The sequence below is a fragment of the Pseudomonas sp. 10B238 genome (assembly GCF_000970615.1).
Taxonomy (GTDB): domain Bacteria; phylum Pseudomonadota; class Gammaproteobacteria; order Pseudomonadales; family Pseudomonadaceae; genus Stutzerimonas.
In genome coordinates, this window is record NZ_KQ033937.1 from 22,491 (window position 1) to 43,947 (window position 21,457).

Below are 21,457 nucleotides of genomic sequence, written 5' to 3' on the forward strand. Positions count from 1 at the left end.
GTCGGTCGTTAGCTTTTAGCGATCAGGTTGCCAGCGTGTAAACCGCATTCCTTCTGGGTCGACTCTTCCCACCACCAGCGGCCCTCACGCTCGTGCTGATTGGGCAGTACCGGACGTGTGCACGGCTCGCAACCAATGCTGATAAACCCGCGCTCGTGCAGGCTGTTATATGGCAGCTCGAGCATGCGGATGTAGCCCCACACTTCTTCGCTGGACATCTGCGCCAGTGGGTTGAACTTGTACAGGCTGTGGTTGGGTGTGGAAAACGCGCTGTCAATTTCGAGCACCGTAACCTGGCTGCGCGTACCCGGGCTCTGATCGCGGCGCTGGCCTGTTGCCCAAGCGCGAACGCCTGACAACTTGCGGCGCAGGGGTTCGATCTTGCGAATTCCGCAGCACTCGCCATGGCCGTCGCGGTAGAAACTGAACAGCCCCTTTTCGTTGACCATAGGCTGTAGCAGCGCCGGATCGGGCGTCATGATTTCGATGGGAATACCGTAGTGCTCGCGGACCTGCTCGATGAAACGATAGGTCTCGCTGTGCAGTCGTCCGGTATCGAGGCTGAACACTTTCACGCTCTTGTTCAGCTTCCAGGCCATGTCGACCAGCACGACGTCCTCAGCCCCGCTGAACGAGATCCACAGATCATCACCGAAAAGGTCAAAGGCCAGTTTGAGAATGTCCTGCGGGGATTTGCCGGCATAGGAGGCTGCCAGCGCGGCTACATCAATGGGTTGGCTCATCAGGCGGCTTCCTTGGTTGGCGCTTGGCGCGCTCTGCTGGCGCCGATGTTAACAAACAGTTGTTATGACGCTAAATAACGTTTCAGGTCTACAGACCACTCTTTGTGGAATAAGCGACGCGTTGCTTCGCTGGGTCCATGCCGTTAGAGTGCCGCTTCAATTTTTCTGCTGTAAGGAGCGCGCCCGTGGAAATAGCCTGTCTCGACCTGGAAGGTGTTTTGGTTCCGGAAATCTGGATTGCCTTCGCCGAGGCCACCGGAATCGAATCGCTGCGGGCGACCACGCGCGACATTCCTGATTACGACGTGCTGATGAAACAGCGACTGAGGATTCTGGACGAGCACAATCTGAAGCTCTCGGACATCCAGAAAGTCATCGCCACGCTGAAGCCGCTCGATGGCGCCGTCGATTTCGTGGACTGGCTGCGAGAGCGTTTCCAGGTGGTGATTCTGTCCGATACCTTTTACGAGTTCTCGCAGCCACTGATGCGTCAGCTGGGTTTCCCCACGCTGCTCTGCCATCGTCTGATCACTGACGACTCGGACCGCGTCGTGGACTACCAGCTGCGCCAGAAAGATCCCAAGCGACAGTCTGTGATCGCCCTGAAGAGCCTCTACTACCGCATCATCGCAGCAGGCGACTCGTACAACGACACCACCATGCTCTCCGAGGCGCATGCCGGCATCCTCTTCCATGCGCCGGACAACGTCATCCGAGAGTTCCCTCAGTTTCCCGCGGTGCATACCTTCGATGCGCTCAAGCAAGAATTCATCAAGGCATCTAGCCGCAAGCTGACGCTGTAAAAAAATGGCTCCACGGCAGCATGCCCAGCCGCCGTGGAGCCTTATGCTTCTAGCGTTGTCTCCAGCGTTCCCAGCAACACGCTCACCTTATCCAGGGTTTCCTGATACTCAGCCTGCCAGGCTGAATCTGCCACGATGCCCCCGCCGCCCCAGCAGTAGACGTCTTCTTTTCGGAACAACAGGGTGCGGATCGCAATAGAGCTATCCATTTCGCCGCGCACATCCAGATAAAGTAGCGAGCCGCAGTAAATGGCGCGGCGAGTCGGCTCTAGCTCTCCAATGATCTCCATAGCGCGGATCTTCGGTGCGCCTGTAATCGATCCGCCGGGAAAGGCGCCGGTGAGCAGATCGAGCGCATCCTTGCCCGTAGCAAGTCGCCCGCTGACGCTGCTAACCAAGTGATGCACATTGGGGTAGGTTTCCAGGGAAAACAGCTCCGGCACGCGGATACTTCCGATTTCGCAGCTGCGGCCCAGGTCGTTGCGAAGCAGGTCGACAATCATCAGATTCTCTGCCCGGTCCTTTGTGCTGGCCATCAGCGCGTCGGCTTGTGCCTGATCGCTTCGAGGATCGAGCTTTCTAGGGCGAGTGCCCTTGATCGGGCGGGTCTCGACTGTCCTGTCGCTCACGCGCAGGAAGCGCTCAGGGGAGACGCTGACAATGGCCCCTTCTTCGGTCGCCATAAAGCCAGCGAAGGGGGTCGGACATGCGTCGCGCAGGAGGCGGAACGCCGGCCACGGGTCGCCTCTATAGGTGGCTTGAAAGCGTTGGGCGAAGTTCACCTGATAGCAGTCACCTGCTTGGATGTAATGCTGGATACGCTCGATCGCGTCTTGATACTTGCTGGGTATCAGGTCGGCTGTGAAGGCAGATGACAGGCTGAACGTTACTGGTGGAGATTGCCAATCCGTTTCGAATAGCGTGGTCAGGCGATCGCGTTCCGTCTGATCCATTGATGGATGAAAGACCAGGTGCGTGGATTGACGCTGATGATCGTTCACCACTGCCCAGGCATAGATGCCGAACCGAGCATCGGGAAGACCCAGGTCGTCGGCAGCATCATTTGAAAACTTTTCCAATCGTGAGCCGAAGTCATAGCTGAGATAGCCCAGCAGGCCGCCTATAAAGGGAACATCGGCGTTCGGCGGCGCTTCGGCATCACCTAATGAGCGGAGCGCCTCACGCAGCCTCGAAAAAAATGCGATGCCCGTTTCCGACGCGCTAGGTTCGAGAACCTGTATTGGCCATGCGCTGAGCAAGTCGAATCGGCCACGTTCGGCAACCGGCCGGCCGGAGTCGAGCAGCACTGCGCCGGGCGCATGGCGGATGCGCTCGAACCAGAAAGCTGGATCGGGGCGATAGGGAAGGGCATGGAGCGTGCAGAGGGGCATGATGTGTTTCGTTCGGAGGAAGCCCGGCCAGTGAGCCGGGCTCAGGCTCAGTCGTGAGCCGGGATGTGGCCAAACAGCTCCTGAGCGAATCGCACTCGCTCTTCGGGGGTTTCCTGCACCCCATCCTTCTTGAGCTCCTCGACCCGCTTTTCCACGGCGTGGGCGCGGTGGGTCAGGCCACAGTCGTTAGCGATCTGAATGTTGAGGCCGGGGCGAGCGTTGAGCTCGAGAATCAGCGGCCCCTTATCCTCGTCCAACACCATGTCGACACCGATATAGCCAAGGCCGCAAAGCTCGTAGCAGCCGGCTGCAAGTTTCATGAAGCCGTCCCAGTTCGGCAGTTGTACGCCGTCCACGGCGTTGGTGGTGTCCGGATGCTTGGTGATTTTATTGTTCAGCCAGGTGCCGCGTAGCGTAATCCCTGTTGCCAGGTCTACTCCAACGCCGATGGCGCCCTGGTGCAGGTTGGCCTTGCCGCCAGACTGTCGGGTCGGCAGGCGCAGCATGGCCATTACCGGGTAGCCCAACAGGACAATGATGCGGATGTCCGGAACCCCTTCGTAGCTGATGCTCTTGAAGATTGGGTCAGGGGTAACGCGGTATTCGATCAGGGCGCGGTCACGGTGCCCACCGAGCGAATACAGCCCGGTGAGGATATTGGAAATCTGATGCTCGATCTCGTCGTGAGTAAGGATCTTTCCTGACACCGTCCGGTAACGACCCTCGAAACGATCGGCTATGACGAGAATGCCGTCACCGCCCGCACCCTGCGCAGGCTTGACCACAAAGTCGGTATGGTCCTTGACGATATCCTTGAGCTTCTCGATATCGCGCTCGGTCTCGATGATCCCGTACATCTCCGGGACATCGATACCAGCCTCGATTGCGCGCTCCTTGGTGATGATCTTGTCATCGACGATCGGGTACAGGTTGCGCTTGTTGTACTTGAGCACGTAGTCCGCATTGCGGCGGTTGATGCCCATGATGCCTTTGGCTTCGAGGGCCTTCCACGTCTTGATTAGACCGAACATGGCTCAATCCTTCAAAAAGGCTTTGAAACGAAACAGTTCGGTCAAGCGGTAGCCGCGATAACGACCCATCGCAAGCATGAAGCCGACCATGATCAGCAGGACCGCCGGGAAAGTGAAGATGAAGTAGGTCAGTTCCGGAATGTTCATCAGAACGAACGCCAGCGCAGCTGCGATGAGTGTACCGACCGCAACCTTGAATGCATGGCCGCCGCCGCGTTCTTCCCAGGTGATGGAGAGGCGTTCGATGGTCATGGTCAGGATGACCATCGGGAACAGTGAAACGGACAACCCGCGCTCAAGTCCGAGCTTGTGGCTAAACAGGCTGATCACCGCGATCAGCACCACGACGAACGTGAGCACAACGGACAGGCGCGGCAGCATTTGAAGTTTCAAATGCTCCAAATACGAGCGCAGCGACAGGCCCATGGCTGTAATGATGGTGAACAGGATAATGCCGAAACCGATCTGGGTTTCACGGAAGGCCAGCGCAATCAGCACTGGCGTAAAGGTACCCAGTGTTTGCAAACCGCCGAGGTTGCGCAGAATCAGAATCACCAGAACACCGATCGGAATCATGATCATGATCTGGTAGGTCTGCTGAGTTTGCAGTGGCAGGCCGTAAAGCGAATATTCGAGGAAGTCGGCGTCGGTATTTTCGTCAGTCAGTTTTGCCAGACGGATAGCATTCATTTCGCTGCTATTGAGCGTAAAGGTAACTTGCGGGTTGCGCCCACCTTCGAGGTTCAGCAGCGGCTCGTTACCGGTCCACCAGACCAGACGGTCATCAGGCAAACCTTGCTCGCCGGTTTCCGGATTGAAATACAGCCATTTGTCGCCGTTGAAGCTCCGCAGCCAGAGTTCGGGGGACTGAGCCATGTCGGCCTGCAGTCGAACCGTATGAACGCGCTCCATAGGCACGTGCGCTATGGACAGCAGCAGCTCGATTACCCGTGCCTTGTTCGGCGTGGAAGCGTCACCGCCAAGCAGCAGCTTGACGTTGTCATCGTTGGCATTGTTGACACGCTTTATGGCTTCGCTGATGAAGGTCTCAACGTCGGCCGAATGCTGGCGTATCGGCGAAAGCAATGCTTCTGCGGCGATCTTTTCAGCGCCTTCAACCGGAATGCTGTCGCGGAAAATCGGGCCGGTAGCCTTGGTCTGTTCACCGCTGTAGCGCCTGGTCAGGACCAGTCGGTAGTAAAGCGTCTGCTTGCCATTGACGCGCCGCGCTGACCAGGTAACCCGGCGGTTGCCATCGGCGCGGTTGATGCTCACACCATAGTTGTTGGAAATGAAACTCTCGTTGAGGCTGACGAATTCCTGGTTAAGCGGAGGCACGTACATCTGCAGCTTCACCGGCTCGCGCGGGTTGGCCTGAAATTCAACCTTGGCGTCTATGTTCCAAAGGTCATCGGTTTCATCTTCAGTAACCGGGATGCCCAAGATGAATATCTGGTAGGCAGTGATTGCGATGCCCAGCGTGACGAGCAAAAGAATCAATATTTTCAGGTGCAGTGTAAGGGCGCGCATGGGGTTACTCGTCAGCTTCGGATTCGATAATGCAGCCGGGCTTGCCAGCAGCGTACTTAAGGCCAGGGTCGACCAGGGCACCGAAGCGAGCAAGCGCTTCAGAACCGATTAGAAGTGGGTATTGGAATGCGCTTCGGTCCGTGAGGTTCACTTCAATGCTTCGTTTAGCCTTGCCCATACAGAGATTGAGTTCAACAACCGGGCGAGGTGTATAGGTTTTTTCTTCTTCTGGATCGAAGTCGCCAGCGCGACGTTTGATCTTGCTGATGCGCTGCAAGGGGAGTTCGATGGGCCGGTTATGGGCCTCATCAATAGCCAGGTAGAAGCGTACCCAGTTTTTTCCGTTGCGCTTGAAGCGCTCGATGTCGCGGGCGCTGAGCGAGGCAGTCTGTGCGCCTGTATCGAGTTTGGCTGGCACCTCAAGACCGAAATCGGGCAACGCCACGTGCTCATTCAGGCCGTAGATCGTTTTTTCATCGGCCTGTGCCCAAAACGGAGCGCTTACGAGACAGAGCAATAGAAGGCGGGTTTTGGTGCTCATAAATCCAGGTAGTCGAGTCGAGGAAGTGGCCGGGACAACAGCCATAGTGAAGCACGTCGAGGCGAGCGCCGGGCGTGGCATATACAGTGGCGCATTCTAGCATGGGCGGCTGATCGCGAGGCTAGGCTCAAGCCGTGCTGCGGCGTTAGGCGTGCCGTGGTTAGCTCTTGTAGGTGGATAGATTGTCGACAATCTACTTTTGTATTATTGACCTGCCGCGTTTTCAGGGGCTAACGTATGGCTATTAAGGTTGAGGTGTCGACAATATGCTGGATACGCTGGAAGTCCCTCGCTCCGATCAGGTGGACAGCGGTACGCTCTCCGAGCACGTTTTCCGACGGATTCAGGCAGCCATCGTAAAAGGCGATATCGCACCGGGCAGCAAAATATCGGAACCTGAGCTCGCTCGTACCTATGGCATCAGTCGCGGCCCGCTGCGTGAAGCAATACATCGTCTCGAGGGGCAGAAGCTGCTAGTCCGTGTGCCGCACGTTGGCGCCAGGGTGGTATCGCTCAACCATGCCGAGCTGATCGAGCTATACGAGATCCGCGAGTCCTTGGAAGGCATGGCTTGCCGACTCGCCGCCGAGCGCATGAGCGAGGCGGAAATTGATGAGCTACGGCGCGTTCTGGATACCCATGAGCGAGACGAGGCATTCCAGGCGGGTGTCGGCTATTACCAGCAGGAAGGCGACTTCGACTTCCACTATCGGATCATTCAGGGCAGCGGCAATCGCACGCTGACTCAGATGTTGTGTGGGGAGCTGTATCAGTTGGTGCGTATGTACCGCATCCAGTTCTCCGCAACGCCCAACCGCCCGCGTCAGGCATTCGCCGAGCACCACCGGATTCTCGACGCCATCGCCGACCGCGACGGCGAGCTGGCCGAGCTGCTGATGCGGCGCCACATCTGCGCTTCCAAGCGCAATATCGAGCGGCATTATTTGGCTGCTCAGCAACAGACATCACAACCAAGAGGTGAGGCATGACACTTCCTACCCCAGGTCAGCGTTTCCGTGACGCGGTGGCCAGCGAGCATCCCCTGCAGGTGGTCGGCGCTATCAACGCCAACCACGCTCTGCTGGCCCAGCGTGCTGGCTTCAAGGCGATCTACTTATCGGGTGGCGGCGTGGCGGCCGGCTCGCTCGGCCTGCCGGATCTCGGCATAACCGGGCTTGATGACGTACTGACGGACGTGCGCCGTATCACGGATGTCTGCGACCTGCCGCTGTTGGTTGATGTCGATACTGGTTTCGGTTCCTCGGCCTTCAACGTGGCACGTACGGTCAAGTCGATGATCAAGTTCGGCGCTGCGGCTATCCATATCGAAGACCAGGTGGGCGCCAAGCGCTGTGGTCACCGCCCCAACAAGGAAATCGTTTCGCAGCAGGAGATGGTTGATCGGATCAAGGCGGCTGTGGATGCGCGGACCGATGACAGCTTCGTGATCATGGCGCGTACCGATGCGCTGGCCGTAGAAGGGCTGGAATCGGCGCTTGATCGTGCGCAAGCCTGTATCGAGGCGGGCGCTGACATGGTCTTTCCCGAAGCCATCACCGAACTGGCGATGTACAAAACGTTCGCAGATCGGGTGAAAGCTCCGATCCTGGCCAATATCACTGAGTTCGGTGCAACGCCTCTGTACACCACCGAGGAACTCGCGAGTGTCGATGTCTCGCTGGTGCTGTACCCGCTTTCCGCGTTCCGCGCGATGAACAAGGCGGCCGAGAACGTCTATACGGCATTGCGCCGTGACGGTACGCAGAAAAACGTAATCGACACCATGCAGACCCGCATGGAGCTTTACGATCGCATCAATTACCACGCGTTCGAGCAACACCTCGATTCGTTGTTCGCCCAGAAGAAAAGCTAACGCGGGGGGCAATCGCCCCGTCCGGCTTGATGAGCAGTTTGCAGTATCCAGAACAAATCCAATTAAGGAGAAGGCAATGGCTGAAGCAAAAGTATTGAGTGGCGCCGGCCTGCGTGGCCAGGTTGCCGGGCAGACCGCTCTTTGCACGGTTGGCAAGACCGGCGCAGGACTGACCTACCGTGGTTACGACGTACGTGATCTGGCCGCACAGGCCGAGTTCGAGGAAGTCGCTTATCTGCTGTTCTACGGTGAGCTGCCGACCGCACAGCAGCTGAGTGAATACAAGGCGCGACTCAAGACGATGCGGGATCTGCCTGCCGCCCTGAAGGAAGTGCTGGAGCGAATCCCCGCCGACGCTCACCCGATGGACGTGATGCGGACCGGCGCTTCCATGCTCGGTACGCTAGAGCCCGAGCACTCCTTCGAGCAGCAGCGGGATGTGGCCGAACGTTTGATGGCGGCTTTCCCGGCGATCATGTGCTACTGGTACCGCTTCACTCACGAACAGGCGCGGATCGAATGCGGCAGCGATGAGGACACCCTGGGTGGGCATTTCCTGGCCTTGTTACATGGCAAGAAGCCGAGCGAGTTGCACGTCAAGGTGATGAACGTGTCGCTGATCCTGTACGCCGAGCACGAGTTCAACGCTTCGACCTTCACTGCGCGCGTCTGTGCGTCGACCCTGTCGGATATGTATTCCTGCGTCACCGGCGCGATCGGTTCGCTGCGCGGTCCGCTACATGGAGGTGCTAACGAAGCGGCCATGGATATGATCCAGCAGTGGAAATCCCCGGAAGAAGCGGTTCAGGGCATCCTCGGCATGCTCGAGCGCAAAGACAAGATTATGGGTTTCGGTCACGCGATCTATAAGGAGTCCGATCCACGCAACGAAGTCATCAAGGTATGGGCGAAGAAGCTCGCTGACGAAGTCGGCGACACCGTTCTCTATCCGGTGTCGGTCGCTGTCGACGAAACCATGTGGGCGCAGAAGAAGCTGTTCCCTAACGCCGATTTCTACCACGCCTCTGCCTATCACTTCATGGGTATCCCGACCAAGTTGTTCACGCCGATCTTCGTTTGCTCGCGTGTCACTGGCTGGGCGTCCCATGTAATCGAACAGCGGGCCAACAACCGCATCATTCGGCCGAGTGCCGATTATGTCGGCCCAGAACAGCGCAAGGTCGTTCCGCTCGCTGAGCGTTGATCGTCAGGGGGGGGGGCCGACGGTCGGCGCTCCCTCGCCTTGCCCTACGAATTTATTGGATGGTCCTTCCGGCATGAATACAGAACACCGCAAACCTTTGCCAGGCACTGGGCTTGACTACTTCGACACCCGCGAGGCGATCGAGGCCATTCAGCCGGGTGCCTACGGCAAGCTGCCCTACACCTCCCGCGTCCTGGCCGAACAGCTGGTGCGTCGCTGTGAGCCCGAAGCGCTGACCGACTCGCTGAAGCAGATCATTGAACGCAAGCGCGACCTCGACTTTCCGTGGTATCCGGCGCGCGTCGTCTGCCATGACATCCTCGGCCAGACCGCGCTTGTCGATCTCGCCGGCTTGCGTGACGCGATCGCGGAGCAGGGTGGCGACCCGGCGAAGGTCAACCCGGTTGTTCCGACTCAATTAATCGTCGACCACTCCCTGGCGGTCGAATTTGCAGGCTTCGATCCGGATGCGTTCGAGAAGAACCGCGCCGTCGAGGAGCGCCGCAACGAGGACCGCTTCCACTTCATCGAGTGGACCAAGACCGCGTTCAAGAACGTCGACGTAATCCCGGCCGGCAACGGCATCATGCACCAGATCAACCTGGAAAAAATGTCGCCGGTGATTCAGGCGCGCGGTGGCGTGGCCTTCCCGGATACCTGCGTCGGCACCGACTCGCATACGCCGCACGTCGATGCGCTGGGTGTGATCGCCATTGGCGTCGGCGGTCTCGAAGCCGAAACCGTGATGCTCGGACTGCCGTCGATGATGCGCCTGCCCGACATCGTCGGCGTGCGCCTGACTGGCAAGCGGCAGCCGGGTATCACCGCTACCGACATCGTCTTGGCCTTGACCGAGTTCCTGCGTAAGGAGCGCGTGGTTGGGGCCTGGGTAGAATTCTTCGGTGAAGGCGCTGACAGCTTGACGATTGGCGACCGCGCGACGATCTCCAATATGTGTCCGGAATATGGCGCAACGGCTTCGATGTTCTACATCGACCAACAGACTATCGATTACCTCAAGCTGACTGGCCGCGAGCCGGAGCAGGTCGCGCTGGTCGAGCAGTACGCCAAGGAAACCGGCTTGTGGGCGACGGCGCTGGAAGGGGCCGAGTACGAGCGCGTATTGGAGTTTGACCTGTCCAGTGTAGTGCGCAACATGGCTGGCCCGTCCAACCCGCACAAGCGTCTGCCGACCTCGGCGCTGCACGAGCGCGGCATTGCTGACGAAGATATGCTGGCTGCGGCGCGGGCCGAAGAGGCTGAAGGTTTGCTGCCGGACGGAGCAGTGATCATCGCGGCCATCACCAGCTGCACCAACACCTCCAATCCGCGCAACGTGGTCGCGGCCGGCCTGCTGGCGAAGAAGGCCAACGAGTTGGGTCTGGTGCGCAAATCCTGGGTCAAGACTTCATTCGCTCCAGGTTCCAAGGTCGCCAAGCTGTACCTGGAAGACGCCGGCCTTTTGACTGAACTGGAAAAGCTCGGTTTCGGCATCGTCGCCTACGCCTGTACGACCTGTAATGGCATGTCCGGTGCGCTGGATCCAAAGATCCAGAAGGAAATCATCGACCGTGATCTGTACGCCACGGCCGTACTTTCAGGCAACCGTAACTTCGATGGTCGCATCCACCCGTACGCCAAGCAGGCGTTCCTGGCGTCGCCACCCTTGGTAGTCGCCTATGCCATCGCGGGCACTGTGCGCTTCGACATTGAACAGGACGTGCTTGGCACCGATCAGCATGGCAATCCGGTCACGCTCAAGGACCTCTGGCCATCTGACGAGGAAATCGACGCCATTGTTGCTGCGTCGGTGAAGCCCGAGCAGTTCCGTCAGATCTACATCCCGATGTTCGACCTCGGCACCATCGAGGAAGCTGAAAGCCCGCTCTACGACTGGCGGCCGACATCTACTTACATCCGCCGTCCCCCGTATTGGGAAGGTGCGCTGGCTGGTGAACGCACGCTGAAAAGCATGCGTCCGCTGGCGATCCTGCCGGATAACATCACTACTGATCACCTGTCGCCATCCAATGCCATCCTGCTGGACTCAGCAGCCGGTGAGTATCTGGCGAAGATGGGCCTGCCGGAGGAGGACTTCAACTCCTACGCCACCCACCGCGGCGACCACCTGACTGCACAGCGGGCGACGTTCGCTAACCCGCAGCTGGTCAACGAGATGGCTGTGGTCGCCGGCAAGGTGCAGAAAGGCTCGCTCGCCCGCGTCGAGCCGGAAGGTAAGGTGATGCGCATGTGGGAAGCCATCGAAACCTACATGAACCGCAAGCAAAACCTGATCATCGTCGCTGGTGCCGACTACGGTCAGGGCAGTTCGCGTGACTGGGCGGCCAAGGGCGTGCGACTAGCCGGTGTCGAGGTGATCGTGGCCGAAGGCTTCGAGCGTATTCATCGCACCAACCTGGTCGGCATGGGTGTATTGCCGGTCGAGTTCAAGCCGGGTACTACCCGCTTGACCCTTGGCCTCAATGGCACCGAAACATATGACATCGAAGGCGAACTATCGCCGCGCTGCGACCTGACTCTGGTCATTCACCACAAGAACGGTGAAGAAACTCGCGTGCCGGTCATCTGCCGCCTCGACACCGCGGCCGAGGTGGGCGTCTACCAGGCGGGTGGCGTGCTGCAGCGTTTCGCTCAGGACTTCCTCGCGTCAACCACTGCGTGAACCCGTCGGGTGGATGGCCTGCTTCCATCCACCGTGCCGGTCCCGACGGGCCGGCCGAGCCTGATCCACCCGACCGTCCATTCATTTCCAGCCAGGACTCACCCATGGCGCAACAATCCCAGATCAAGATTCCCGCAACCTACATGCGTGGCGGCACCAGCAAAGGCGTGTTCTTCCGCCTGCAAGATTTGCCGGAAAGCTGCCAAGTACCTGGCGCTGCGCGCGACAGGCTGTTCATGCGTGTTATCGGCAGCCCCGATCCTTACTCGGCGCATATCGACGGCATGGGCGGTGCGACCTCCAGTACCAGCAAATGCGTCATCCTGTCGAAGAGCAGCCGGCCTGATCACGACGTCGAGTACCTCTATGGTCAGGTGTCGATCGATAAGCCCTTCGTCGACTGGAGCGGCAACTGCGGCAACCTTTCAACCGGCGCCGGTGCGTTCGCGCTGCATGCCGGCCTGGTGGACGTCGAGCGTATTCCGCAGAACGGCACCTGCATGGTGCGGATCTGGCAGGCCAACATTGGCAAGACCATCATCGCCCACGTGCCGGTCATCAACGGCCAGGTGCAGGAGACCGGCGATTTCGAACTGGACGGCGTGACCTTCCCGGCTGCCGAGATCGTGCTGGAATTTCTCGATCCGTCCGACGACGGCGAGGAGGGCGGTTCGATGTTCCCAACCGGCAACCTGGTCGATGATCTTGAGGTTCCCGGCATCGGTACGCTCAAGGCGACCATGATCAGTGCGGGTATCCCAACGGTTTTCGTCAATGCCGAGGACATCGGTTACCAGGGCAGCGAACTGCGGGAAGACATCAACGGCAATCCCGAGGCGTTGGCGCGGCTGGAAGCGATTCGAGTTGCCGGTGCGTTGCGTATGGGGTTGATCAGGACAGCGGAAGAGGCCTTGACCCGCCAGCACACGCCAAAGGTTGCGTTTGTCTCGAGGCCGAAAACCTATCGAGCGTCATCTGGCAATACCATCGAAGCAGGCGAGGTTGATCTGCTGGTGCGCGCATTGTCCATGGGCAAGTTGCACCACGCCATGATGGGAACCTGTGCGGTTGCTATCGGTGCGGCTGCGGCGGTGCCCGGTACTCTCGTTAACCTGGCTGCCGGTGGCGGCGAGCTGACGGCAGTGCGCTTTGGGCATCCTTCCGGCACGCTTCGCGTCGGCGCCGAGGCGGAGCAGGCTGACGGAAATTGGTCTGTAACCAAGGCGATCATGAGTCGGAGCGCCAGGGTTCTTATGGAGGGCTGGGTGCGCGTTCCTGGCGACGCGTTCTAAGCGGTTGCCGACACAATGACGCAACTCGGCGTTGGCAAAGCTCAAATTTGTTGAGCACGAAAACAAAAAGTCCGCACTAAGCGGGCTTTTTGTTGTCTAGCAGAACGGCGCTTATTTGAGTCGACGCTCTACGCCTTTTTCCACGAGGATTTTGGCGGATATCTCTTCTACGGAGAAATGCGTGGAGTTGATGTAGTTGATGTTTTCGCGGCGGAAGAGGTTCTCTACCTCGCGAACTTCAAACTCGCATTGGGCGTAGCTGGCATATCGGCTGTTGGGTTTGCGCTCGTTGCGAATGGCGGTCAAGCGGTCCGGATCAATGGTCAGGCCGAACAGTTTGTCGCGGTGGGTCTTGAGCGCGCTCGGAAGTTGCAGTCGCTCCATGTCGTCTTCGGTCAGCGGGTAGTTGGCGGCCCGGATGCCGTACTGCATCGCCATGTACAAGCAGGTGGGCGTTTTGCCGCACCTGGAGACGCCGACCAAAATCAGATCCGCCTTGTCGTAGTAGTGCGTGCGGGCACCGTCATCGTTGTCCAGGGCGAAGTTGACGGCGTCAATTCGCTCCATGTAGTTGGCGTTATGGCTGATCGAATGGGATTTGCCGACAGAATAGGAAGAACGTGACATCAGTTCATGTTCCAGCGGGGCAAGGAAGGAAGAAAAGATGTCGATCATGAAGCCATTGGACTCAGCCAGGATGTCGCGGATTTCCTGGTTTACCAGCGTATCGAATATGATCGGCCGCGCGCCGTCGCTTTCCGCCGCTTTATTGATTTGCTGTACCATTGCTCGCGCTTTTTCAGCCGTATCGATATATGGCCGCGTGAGCTTGGTAAACGTGATGGTTTCGAACTGTGCCAACAGGCTTTGGCCGAGCGTTTCGGCTGTAATCCCGGTACCGTCGGATATGAAAAATGCAGTTCGTTTCATTGCGCATGGGACCTTAAGTCAAGAACGGTTCTCAGCTATAGTAGGCCCCTTCGCCGAGCCTCGATTGGCTGGCATTGTTACTTATTTTGCAGGGCCAGGCCACCGTGCCGCGGATGGGCACGAACCGAGTTTCCAACACAACGTGGAGAGATCACCTTGGTAGAGTACGTAGTTTCCCTCGATAAGCTCGGCAATCATGATGTTGAGCGTGTAGGGGGCAAGAACGCCTCCCTCGGCGAGATGATCAGCAACCTTGCAGGTGCGGGAGTTTCGGTACCTGGTGGTTTCGCCACTACCGCCCAGGCCTACCGTGATTTCATGGAGCTCAGCGGTCTCAACGAGCAAATCCACGCGCTTCTCGATGCGCTGGACGTGGACGACGTCAATGCCCTTGCCAAAGCCGGCGCACAGATTCGCGGCTGGGTCATGGAGGCCCAATTTCCTCCCAAGCTCGATGCCGACATTCGTGCCGCATTCGCTGAGATGGCCGGTGGCAACGACCACATGGCGGTCGCGGTTCGTTCTTCGGCGACGGCTGAAGACCTGCCGGACGCCTCATTCGCGGGCCAGCAGGAAACCTTCCTGAATATACGCGGCGTGGATAACGTGATTCGTGCTGCCAAGGAGGTCTTCGCATCCCTCTTCAACGACCGTGCGATTGCCTACCGCGTCCACCAGGGCTTCGACCACAAGCTGGTTGCGCTGTCCGCAGGTGTTCAGCGCATGGTGCGGTCCGAGACCGGCACAGCTGGCGTAATGTTTACCCTGGACACCGAATCAGGCTTTCGTGACGTCGTGTTTATCACAGGTGCCTATGGCCTCGGCGAAACTGTCGTCCAGGGTGCTGTCAACCCAGACGAGTTCTACGTACACAAGCACACCCTTGAAGCCGGCCGCCCTGCCATTTTGCGTCGTAATCTCGGCAGCAAGGCAATCAAGATGGTGTATGGCGAGGAGGCCAGCGCCGGCAAGTCGGTCAAAACCGTCGAGGTTGATCAGGCTGAGCGTATGCGCTTCTGCCTGACTGATGAGGAAGTGACCAATCTCGCCCATCAGGCGATGACCATCGAGAAGCACTATGGCCGTCCGATGGACATTGAGTGGGCCAAAGATGGCGATGATAACCAGCTTTACATCGTCCAGGCTCGCCCGGAAACAGTTAAGAGCCGTAGCAGCGGGAACGTCATGGAGCGCTACCTGCTGAAGGAGAAAGGAAAAGTACTGGTCGAAGGCCGTGCTATTGGCCAGCGCATCGGCGCCGGTCCGGTCAAGATCATTCACGACGTCTCCGAGATGGACAAGGTTCAGCCGGGCGACGTACTGGTTTCCGACATGACCGACCCAGATTGGGAACCTGTGATGAAGCGCGCCAGCGCCATCGTCACTAACCGTGGTGGTCGTACCTGTCACGCAGCCATCATTGCTCGCGAGCTGGGTATTCCCGCCGTTGTTGGTTGCGGTAACGCCACCGAGTTGCTGCAGGACGGCCAGCGTGTCACGGTCACCTGTGCCGAGGGCGATACCGGTCTGATCTTCGAAGGCGAACTGGGCTTCGATATCCGCCAGAACTCTATCGATGCGATGCCAGAACTGCCGTTCAAGATCATGATGAACGTCGGTAACCCCGACCGCGCGTTCGATTTTGCCCAGCTACCCAACGAAGGCGTCGGTCTGGCGCGTCTCGAATTCATCATCAACCGGATGATTGGTGTTCACCCCAAGGCGCTGCTCAATTTCGATGGCCTGCCGGCCGACGTGAAGAGCAGTGTCGAAAAGCGCATTGCCGGCTACGGCGACCCGGTCGACTTCTACGTTGAAAAGTTGGTTGAAGGTGTCAGTACACTGGCTGCGGCATTCTGGCCGAAGAAGGTCATCGTGCGGCTGTCTGACTTCAAGTCCAACGAATACGCCAACCTGATCGGAGGCAAGCTCTACGAGCCGGAAGAAGAGAACCCGATGCTCGGCTTCCGCGGTGCATCGCGTTACATCAGCGAATCCTTCCGCGACTGCTTCGAGCTCGAGTGCCGTGCCATGCGCAAGGTTCGCGACGTGATGGGGCTGACCAATGTCGAGCTGATGGTCCCGTTCGTGCGCACCCTGGGCGAAGCCTCGCAGGTTATCGACATTCTCGGTCAGTTCGGACTCAAGCGTGGCGAGAACGGCCTGCGCATCATCATGATGTGCGAGCTACCTTCCAACGCTTTGTTGGCCGATGAGTTTCTCGAGTTCTTTGATGGCTTCTCCATTGGCTCGAACGACATGACCCAGCTAACGCTTGGTCTGGATCGTGACTCCGGCATCATTGCCCACCTGTTCGATGAGCGTAACCCTGCAGTCAAGAAGTTGCTGGCGAATGCGATCGAAGCCTGTAACAAAGTGGGCAAGTACATTGGCATTTGTGGCCAGGGGCCTTCCGATCACCCGGACCTGGCCAAGTGGCTGATGGAGCAGGGTATTGAGAGCGTATCGCTGAACCCGGACTCGGTGCTCGATACCTGGTTCTTCCTGGCTGACGCCGAGATCAAATAAGCACAGCACGGCAAAAAGGGCGGTTTCCGCCCTTTTTTGCGTTGAGCAAAAGCGGGGCTGTCAGCCGATGCCATTATCTTTGTCGCGACGCATGCCGCTTCCGCTAATGCTGCTATAGCCATTGTGGCTGGAAACCAGTGCGGGTAGGCAAATTGCTTATCTTTGAAGCATGTTGGCGACCGAGCCTGACGCGTTTCATGTTTGAGGAGATTTACCATGCAATACATCACCCCCGATCTATGCGATGCCTACCCTGAGTTGGTGCAGGTGGTGGAGCCGATGTTCAGCAATTTTGGTGGTCGCGACTCCTTCGGTGGTCAGATCGTCACGATCAAATGCTTCGAAGACAATTCATTGGTCAAGGAGCAGGTAGATGTAAACGGCGCAGGCAAGGTGTTGGTGGTAGACGGTGGTGGCTCGCTGCGTCGGGCATTGCTCGGGGACATGCTTGCTGAGAAAGCAGCGCGCAATGGATGGGAAGGTCTGGTGATCTATGGTTGCATCCGTGATGTCGACGTAATCGCGCAAACGGAATTGGGCGTCCAGGCGCTGGCCACCCATCCGATGAAAACCGACAAGCGCGGAATAGGCGACCTCAATGTACCGGTGACCTTTTGTGGAGTGACTTTCCGCCCTGGTGAATACGTTTATGCCGACAACAACGGCATTATCGTTTCGCCCGAAGAGCTGAAGATACCCGACTAGCCGGTAGCGGTTGGTTGATCAAGCCCGGTTATGCCGGGCTTTTTTACGATTTTTAGGAGGCGGGACCGTTGCCTGACGAAATAGGTCGTATAGGGCTTCTACATGCCCTTGTGTTAGACGGGCAAGGTGGTGCGCGCAGAATTGCCTATGCAGACATTTCCTCTTTGGAGTTAGCCGCGCATGAAAGCTTGTGGCTTCATTGGGATCGCAGTCAGGCTCAGGCCCAGGCTTGGTTGCGCGACCGGAGCGGCCTGAGCGCGTTCGCATGCGACGTGTTACTGGAAGAAAATACTCGTCCACGTTTGCTTGCGCTGCCTGGCGACGAGTTGCTGCTATTCCTGCGAGGCGTCAACCTGAATCCCGATGCGGAGCCAGAGGACATGGTTTCGCTAAGGGTATTCGCAGATGCGCGCAGGGTTATTTCGTTGCGCCTGCGGCCGCTGCGCTCGACCGAAGTGGTGCTCCAGCAGCTTGACGCTGGTGTTGGTCCGAAAACGGCATCCGAAGTATTGCTTGCCCTGGCAGACGCGCTCACCGAGCGGGTTGATGAGCTCGTTGCCGTTCTGACAGAAAAGCTGGATGGAGAAGAAGACCGAGTCGAGACGGATGAACGATATACACCACCTCAAGACAAGTTGCTGTCGTTGCGGCGCCAGGCGGCTGGTCTGCGCCGTTTTCTGTTACCGCAGCGCGAGATATACGCGCAGCTCACGCGCAATCGTCTGCCGTGGTTTGTTGATGACGATACAGATTACTGGAACGAGCTGAGCAACCGGTTGATTCGCTACCTGGAGGAGTTGGAGCTGGTCCGTGAGCGAGTCAATCTAGTGCTAGAAGCAGAAGAAAGGCGAATGCGCGAGCGGATGAACAGAACCATGTACCTGCTCGGCATCATTACCGGCTTTTTTCTGCCGATGAGCTTTCTCACGGGCTTGCTTGGGATAAACGTGGGCGGCATCCCCGGGTCCGAACATCCTTACGGATTTGCAGTGGCTTGTGTGCTCATTGGTGCGGTGGCCTGTTTCCAATGGTGGATCTTCCGCCGATTGAAATGGGTGTGATGTGACTACTGATATGGCTGTGCCGTCAGAGTCTCACTGTTGCAGAGGTAAACATGCACGATCCCTTTGAAGAATCCCTGCGGGACATGCTTAACACGCAGTCGGAGCGTCATGACGACGCCCGCTTGGATCGTGTACTGAAAACGGCCAACCGACAGGTGGGCGCTGGCGACCTGTTTGGCCTGATGGGGCATTGGCTACAGGCTGTGCTGATCGCGTTTAGCGCCGGCGCACCGCACACATCGGCTGTGACTCGACGCCATTCCAGTTCCCGTACTACTTTCAATAAGGTCGACTGATCATGGAACTCGATCCCTGGAGCCAGAGCTTGCTGGGTGCTATGAGCGCCCTTTGGCAACCTATCGCTGCCTTCATTCCTCGTTTGTTCGGGGCGCTCTTGCTGGTAGCCGTTGGTTTTGTCGTCGCCAAGCTACTGGACACTCTGTTGTCGAAGGTCCTGGCAAAACTGGGTCTGGACCGGTTGGTTGCCGGTACCGGGGCAACCAAGTTGCTTGGGCGTGCCGGTATTCGCATGCCGATCTCGGCCTTGATTGGCAAGATCGTCTATTGGTTCGTATTGCTGATCTTTCTGGTGTCGGCTGCAGAATCTCTGGGGCTCGCTCGCGTTTCGGCGACGCTCGATATGCTCGCGCTATACGTGCCCAAGGTGTTCGGGGCGGGGCTGATCTTGTTGGTTGGCATACTCTTGGCGCAGCTGGTCAATGGTTTGGTGCGAGGCGCTGCTGAAAGCGTTGGCCTTGAATATTCCGCCGGGCTTGGACGAATCGCGCAGGGGTTGGTGATCATCATCATTATCTCCGTCGCAATCGGCCAGCTGGAGGTTAAGACCGAGCTGCTTAATTACGTTATCGCAATTGCACTGATCTCTGTCGGGCTGGCGGTTGCGTTGGCTTTCGGTCTCGGTAGCCGAGAGTTGGTGAGTCAGATTCTCGCCGGCATTTACGTTCGTGAACTTTACGAGGTTGGCCAAAGGGTGCGCATCGAGGGGCTAGAGGGTTCGATCGAAGAGATTGGAACCGCAAAGACCTTGCTGCTTACCGATGAAGGTGAGCTGATCTCGGTTGCAAATAGAGTGCTGCTAGAGCAGCGCGTAGGCAGCCGTTAGGCCCGGTATTCTGTTAAAGTGCGCAGCCTCTTCTGCGGGTTACCGCGAACGGCGGCCACGATTATTGCCGGTTCGAAGCGCCTTGACTAAAACCCATCCGCCGACCATGAGCTACGACCCCCGCCAGCTATCCGATGAGGAGCTGGTGCAGCGCGCCCATGCGGAGCTGTTTCATGTAACGAGGGCCTATGAAGAGCTGATGCGCCGTTATCAGCGTACACTCTTCAACGTATGCGCGCGTTATTTAGGAAACGACCGAGACGCTGATGACGTTTGTCAGGAAGTGATGCTCAAGGTTTTATATGGTTTAAAGAACTTTGAAGGTAAATCGAAGTTCAAAACATGGCTATATAGCATTACATACAACGAGTGTATTACTCAGTACCGGAAAGAGCGCCGCAAGCGCCGCTTACTTGATGCTTTGAGCCTTGATCCTGTGGAAGAGGCGTCCGAGGAAAAGGCGCCGAACGTCGAAGAAAGGCCGGAGCTAGACAAGTGGCTGGTGCATGTGAACCAGATCGATCGGGAGATTCTCGTTCTGCGCTTTGTGGCAGAATTGGAGTTTCAGGAAATTGCCGACATCATGCACATGGGACTAAGCGCAACAAAGATGCGTTACAAGCGGGCGCTAGATAAATTACGCGAAAAATTTTCGGGAATCGCTGAAACTTAACGGCATTAAGCTGTCCTATTGTTAGCGAACAGCTTGGGCTTGCAGTTAGCCGGTTTCCTTAGATTGTTCTGATACTCACCACCAGATGGGGATTTACGGATGAAGCTTAAAAACACCTTAGGCGTTGTAATTGGTTCTTTGGTTGCCGCCACTTCTATTAGCGCGCTGGCCCAGGGCCAAGGTGCCGTAGAGGTGGAAGCATTCGGTAAGCATTACTTCACCGATAGCTCGCGCGATGTTCAGCGTGACGGCGAACTGTACGGAGCTGGCGCTAGCTACTTCCTGACTGATGACGTTTCGCTTGGTCTGTCGTACGGCGAATACCACGACTTGACGTCCCGGGACCCGGTCGGCGCAGGCGGGCACAAAGATATCAAGGGTAGCCTGACTTCTCTGGACGCCACTTACCACTTCGGCCAGCCGGGCGTTGGTCTGCGTCCTTACGTATCCGCAGGTGCCGCTCACCAAAGCATTGGTCAAGCTGCCCGTGGCGGTCGTGATCACAGCACCTTCGCCAACGTCGGTACTGGCGTGAAGTATTACTTCACCGAAAACTTCTTCGCCAAGGCGAGTGTTGACGGCATGTACAACATCGATGCGGACGAAGCTGAGTGGATGGCTGGCGTAGGTGTCGGTCTGAACTTCGGTGGTGGTGCTCAGCAGCAGGTAGCACAGGTCGAGCCGACCCCTGCGCCAGCACCGGCGCCAATGGTCGACAACGAGCCAGAGCCAGAGCCGGAACTCGTTCGCGTCGAGCTGGACGTCAAGTTTGATTTTGACAAGGCCCGCGTTCGCGAAGAGAGCTACAACGACATCAAGAACCTGGCTGACTTCATGCAGCAGTACCCTCAGACCAACACGACCGTTGAAGGTCACACCGACTCGGTGGGTACCGATCAATATAACCAGCGTCTGTCCGAGCGTCGTGCTCAGGCTGTCCGCGAGGTGCTGGTCAACCAGTACGGCGTTGAGAGCCAGCGTGTCGATTCGGTCGGTTACGGTGAAGCCCGCCCGGTTGCTGACAACAGCACCGAGGAAGGTCGTCAGATCAACCGTCGTGTAGAAGCTGAAGTCGAAGCACAGGTTCGTTAATTCGTATCTTGTTTCGCTAGCTGGTGGGTGCCCTGCTTAGTCTTGGGCTCCTTCTAAGCTTTTCAAAAAATCCGATGCCAGATTCTGGCATCGGATTTTTTTTGCTTTAGCTACGTCCCTTGTAGACCTGAAGGTCTACCTATCGGTGGGCTTTGCATGCGAGATCAGATATGCCTGTCATCTGGCTGATACAGCGTTCACGCTGGCTCTCCAGCTTGTTGGCATGCAGCGCCGTCGTGCGCAACATCAC

19 protein-coding genes are annotated in these 21,457 nt (G+C 57.8%); 13 read left to right on the forward strand and 6 right to left on the reverse strand.

Annotated features, from left to right (window positions below):
• Positions 1–8: 8 nt before the first annotated feature.
• Positions 9–743 (reverse strand): phosphoadenylyl-sulfate reductase, encoded by a 735-nt coding sequence (locus RT21_RS16620; protein WP_046163604.1) that lies wholly within the window; start codon positions 741–743, stop codon positions 9–11.
• A gap of 185 nt (positions 744–928) precedes the next feature.
• On the opposite strand from RT21_RS16620, the gene thrH reads away from it, so the two are divergent.
• The gene (gene thrH, locus RT21_RS16625; RefSeq protein WP_045426436.1) at positions 929–1,546 is read left to right on the forward strand and encodes a bifunctional phosphoserine phosphatase/homoserine phosphotransferase ThrH; all 618 of its coding nucleotides are present in this window, start codon (positions 929–931) and stop codon (positions 1,544–1,546) included.
• A 41-nt stretch (positions 1,547–1,587) separates the two neighbouring features.
• On the opposite strand, the gene pabB is transcribed toward thrH, so the two are convergent.
• From pabB to RT21_RS16645, 4 genes are read right to left on the reverse strand one after another with little or no spacing between them, the layout of a single operon-like run.
• Positions 1,588–2,937, reverse strand: a complete 1,350-nt coding sequence (gene pabB, locus RT21_RS16630) for an aminodeoxychorismate synthase component I (protein ID WP_046163605.1) — start codon at positions 2,935–2,937, stop codon at positions 1,588–1,590.
• A gap of 47 nt (positions 2,938–2,984) precedes the next feature.
• Positions 2,985–3,968: an alpha-L-glutamate ligase-like protein gene (locus RT21_RS16635; RefSeq protein ID WP_046163606.1), complete on the reverse strand. Its 984-nt coding sequence runs from the start codon at positions 3,966–3,968 to the stop codon at positions 2,985–2,987.
• A 3-nt stretch (positions 3,969–3,971) separates the two neighbouring features.
• Entirely contained in the window at positions 3,972–5,498 is a 1,527-nt protein-coding gene (locus RT21_RS16640) for an osmotic stress tolerance membrane protein RloB (protein WP_045426443.1), read from the reverse strand.
• Between the two features lie 4 nt (positions 5,499–5,502).
• Positions 5,503–6,039, reverse strand: coding sequence for a retropepsin-like aspartic peptidase RloA (locus RT21_RS16645; protein WP_045426444.1), 537 nt, complete (start codon positions 6,037–6,039; stop codon positions 5,503–5,505).
• A 266-nt stretch (positions 6,040–6,305) separates the two neighbouring features.
• Between RT21_RS16645 and RT21_RS16650 the strand changes: the two genes are divergently transcribed.
• From RT21_RS16650 to prpF, 5 genes are all read left to right on the forward strand, one after another.
• Positions 6,306–7,028: a GntR family transcriptional regulator gene (locus tag RT21_RS16650; protein WP_045426446.1), complete on the forward strand. Its 723-nt coding sequence runs from the start codon at positions 6,306–6,308 to the stop codon at positions 7,026–7,028.
• On the forward strand, positions 7,025–7,912 hold the full coding sequence (prpB, locus tag RT21_RS16655) for a methylisocitrate lyase (protein WP_045426448.1): 888 nt from the start codon (positions 7,025–7,027) through the stop codon (positions 7,910–7,912). Before RT21_RS16650 ends, prpB begins: the two co-directional genes overlap by 4 nt.
• 76 nt (positions 7,913–7,988) lie before the next feature.
• Positions 7,989–9,116 carry a bifunctional 2-methylcitrate synthase/citrate synthase gene (gene prpC, locus RT21_RS16660; RefSeq protein ID WP_046163607.1) on the forward strand — a complete coding sequence of 376 codons (1,128 nt, stop codon included), beginning with the start codon at positions 7,989–7,991 and terminating at the stop codon, positions 9,114–9,116.
• 73 nt (positions 9,117–9,189) lie between these two features.
• Positions 9,190–11,799 carry a Fe/S-dependent 2-methylisocitrate dehydratase AcnD gene (acnD, locus tag RT21_RS16665; RefSeq protein WP_046163608.1) on the forward strand — a complete coding sequence of 870 codons (2,610 nt, stop codon included), beginning with the start codon at positions 9,190–9,192 and terminating at the stop codon, positions 11,797–11,799.
• A 104-nt stretch (positions 11,800–11,903) separates the two neighbouring features.
• Positions 11,904–13,091, forward strand: a complete 1,188-nt coding sequence (prpF, locus tag RT21_RS16670) for a 2-methylaconitate cis-trans isomerase PrpF (RefSeq protein WP_046163609.1) — start codon at positions 11,904–11,906, stop codon at positions 13,089–13,091.
• Between the two features lie 111 nt (positions 13,092–13,202).
• Here prpF and RT21_RS16675 read toward each other — a convergent pair whose 3' ends face one another.
• Positions 13,203–14,021 carry a posphoenolpyruvate synthetase regulatory kinase/phosphorylase PpsR gene (locus tag RT21_RS16675; protein WP_045426458.1) on the reverse strand — a complete coding sequence of 273 codons (819 nt, stop codon included), beginning with the start codon at positions 14,019–14,021 and terminating at the stop codon, positions 13,203–13,205.
• Positions 14,022–14,177: 156 nt separating this feature from the next.
• Between RT21_RS16675 and ppsA the strand changes: the two genes are divergently transcribed.
• From ppsA to RT21_RS16710, 7 genes are all read left to right on the forward strand, one after another.
• Positions 14,178–16,550, forward strand: coding sequence for a phosphoenolpyruvate synthase (ppsA, locus tag RT21_RS16680; protein ID WP_046163610.1), 2,373 nt, complete (start codon positions 14,178–14,180; stop codon positions 16,548–16,550).
• 216 nt (positions 16,551–16,766) lie between these two features.
• A complete protein-coding gene (rraA, locus tag RT21_RS16685) occupies positions 16,767–17,255 on the forward strand; it encodes a ribonuclease E activity regulator RraA (protein WP_046163611.1) in 489 nt (162 codons plus the stop codon).
• A gap of 68 nt (positions 17,256–17,323) precedes the next feature.
• A complete protein-coding gene (locus RT21_RS16690) occupies positions 17,324–18,316 on the forward strand; it encodes a zinc transporter ZntB (protein WP_046163612.1) in 993 nt (330 codons plus the stop codon).
• A 53-nt stretch (positions 18,317–18,369) separates the two neighbouring features.
• On the forward strand, positions 18,370–18,615 hold the full coding sequence (locus RT21_RS16695) for a hypothetical protein (protein ID WP_045426468.1): 246 nt from the start codon (positions 18,370–18,372) through the stop codon (positions 18,613–18,615).
• A gap of 2 nt (positions 18,616–18,617) precedes the next feature.
• On the forward strand, positions 18,618–19,442 hold the full coding sequence (locus RT21_RS16700; RefSeq protein ID WP_046163613.1) for a mechanosensitive ion channel family protein: 825 nt from the start codon (positions 18,618–18,620) through the stop codon (positions 19,440–19,442).
• Positions 19,443–19,548: 106 nt separating this feature from the next.
• On the forward strand, positions 19,549–20,115 hold the full coding sequence (gene sigX, locus RT21_RS16705; protein ID WP_045426473.1) for an RNA polymerase sigma factor SigX: 567 nt from the start codon (positions 19,549–19,551) through the stop codon (positions 20,113–20,115).
• Positions 20,116–20,214: 99 nt separating this feature from the next.
• Positions 20,215–21,207 (forward strand): OmpA family protein, encoded by a 993-nt coding sequence (locus RT21_RS16710; protein ID WP_046163614.1) that lies wholly within the window; start codon positions 20,215–20,217, stop codon positions 21,205–21,207.
• The last annotated feature ends 250 nt before the right edge of the window (positions 21,208–21,457 follow it).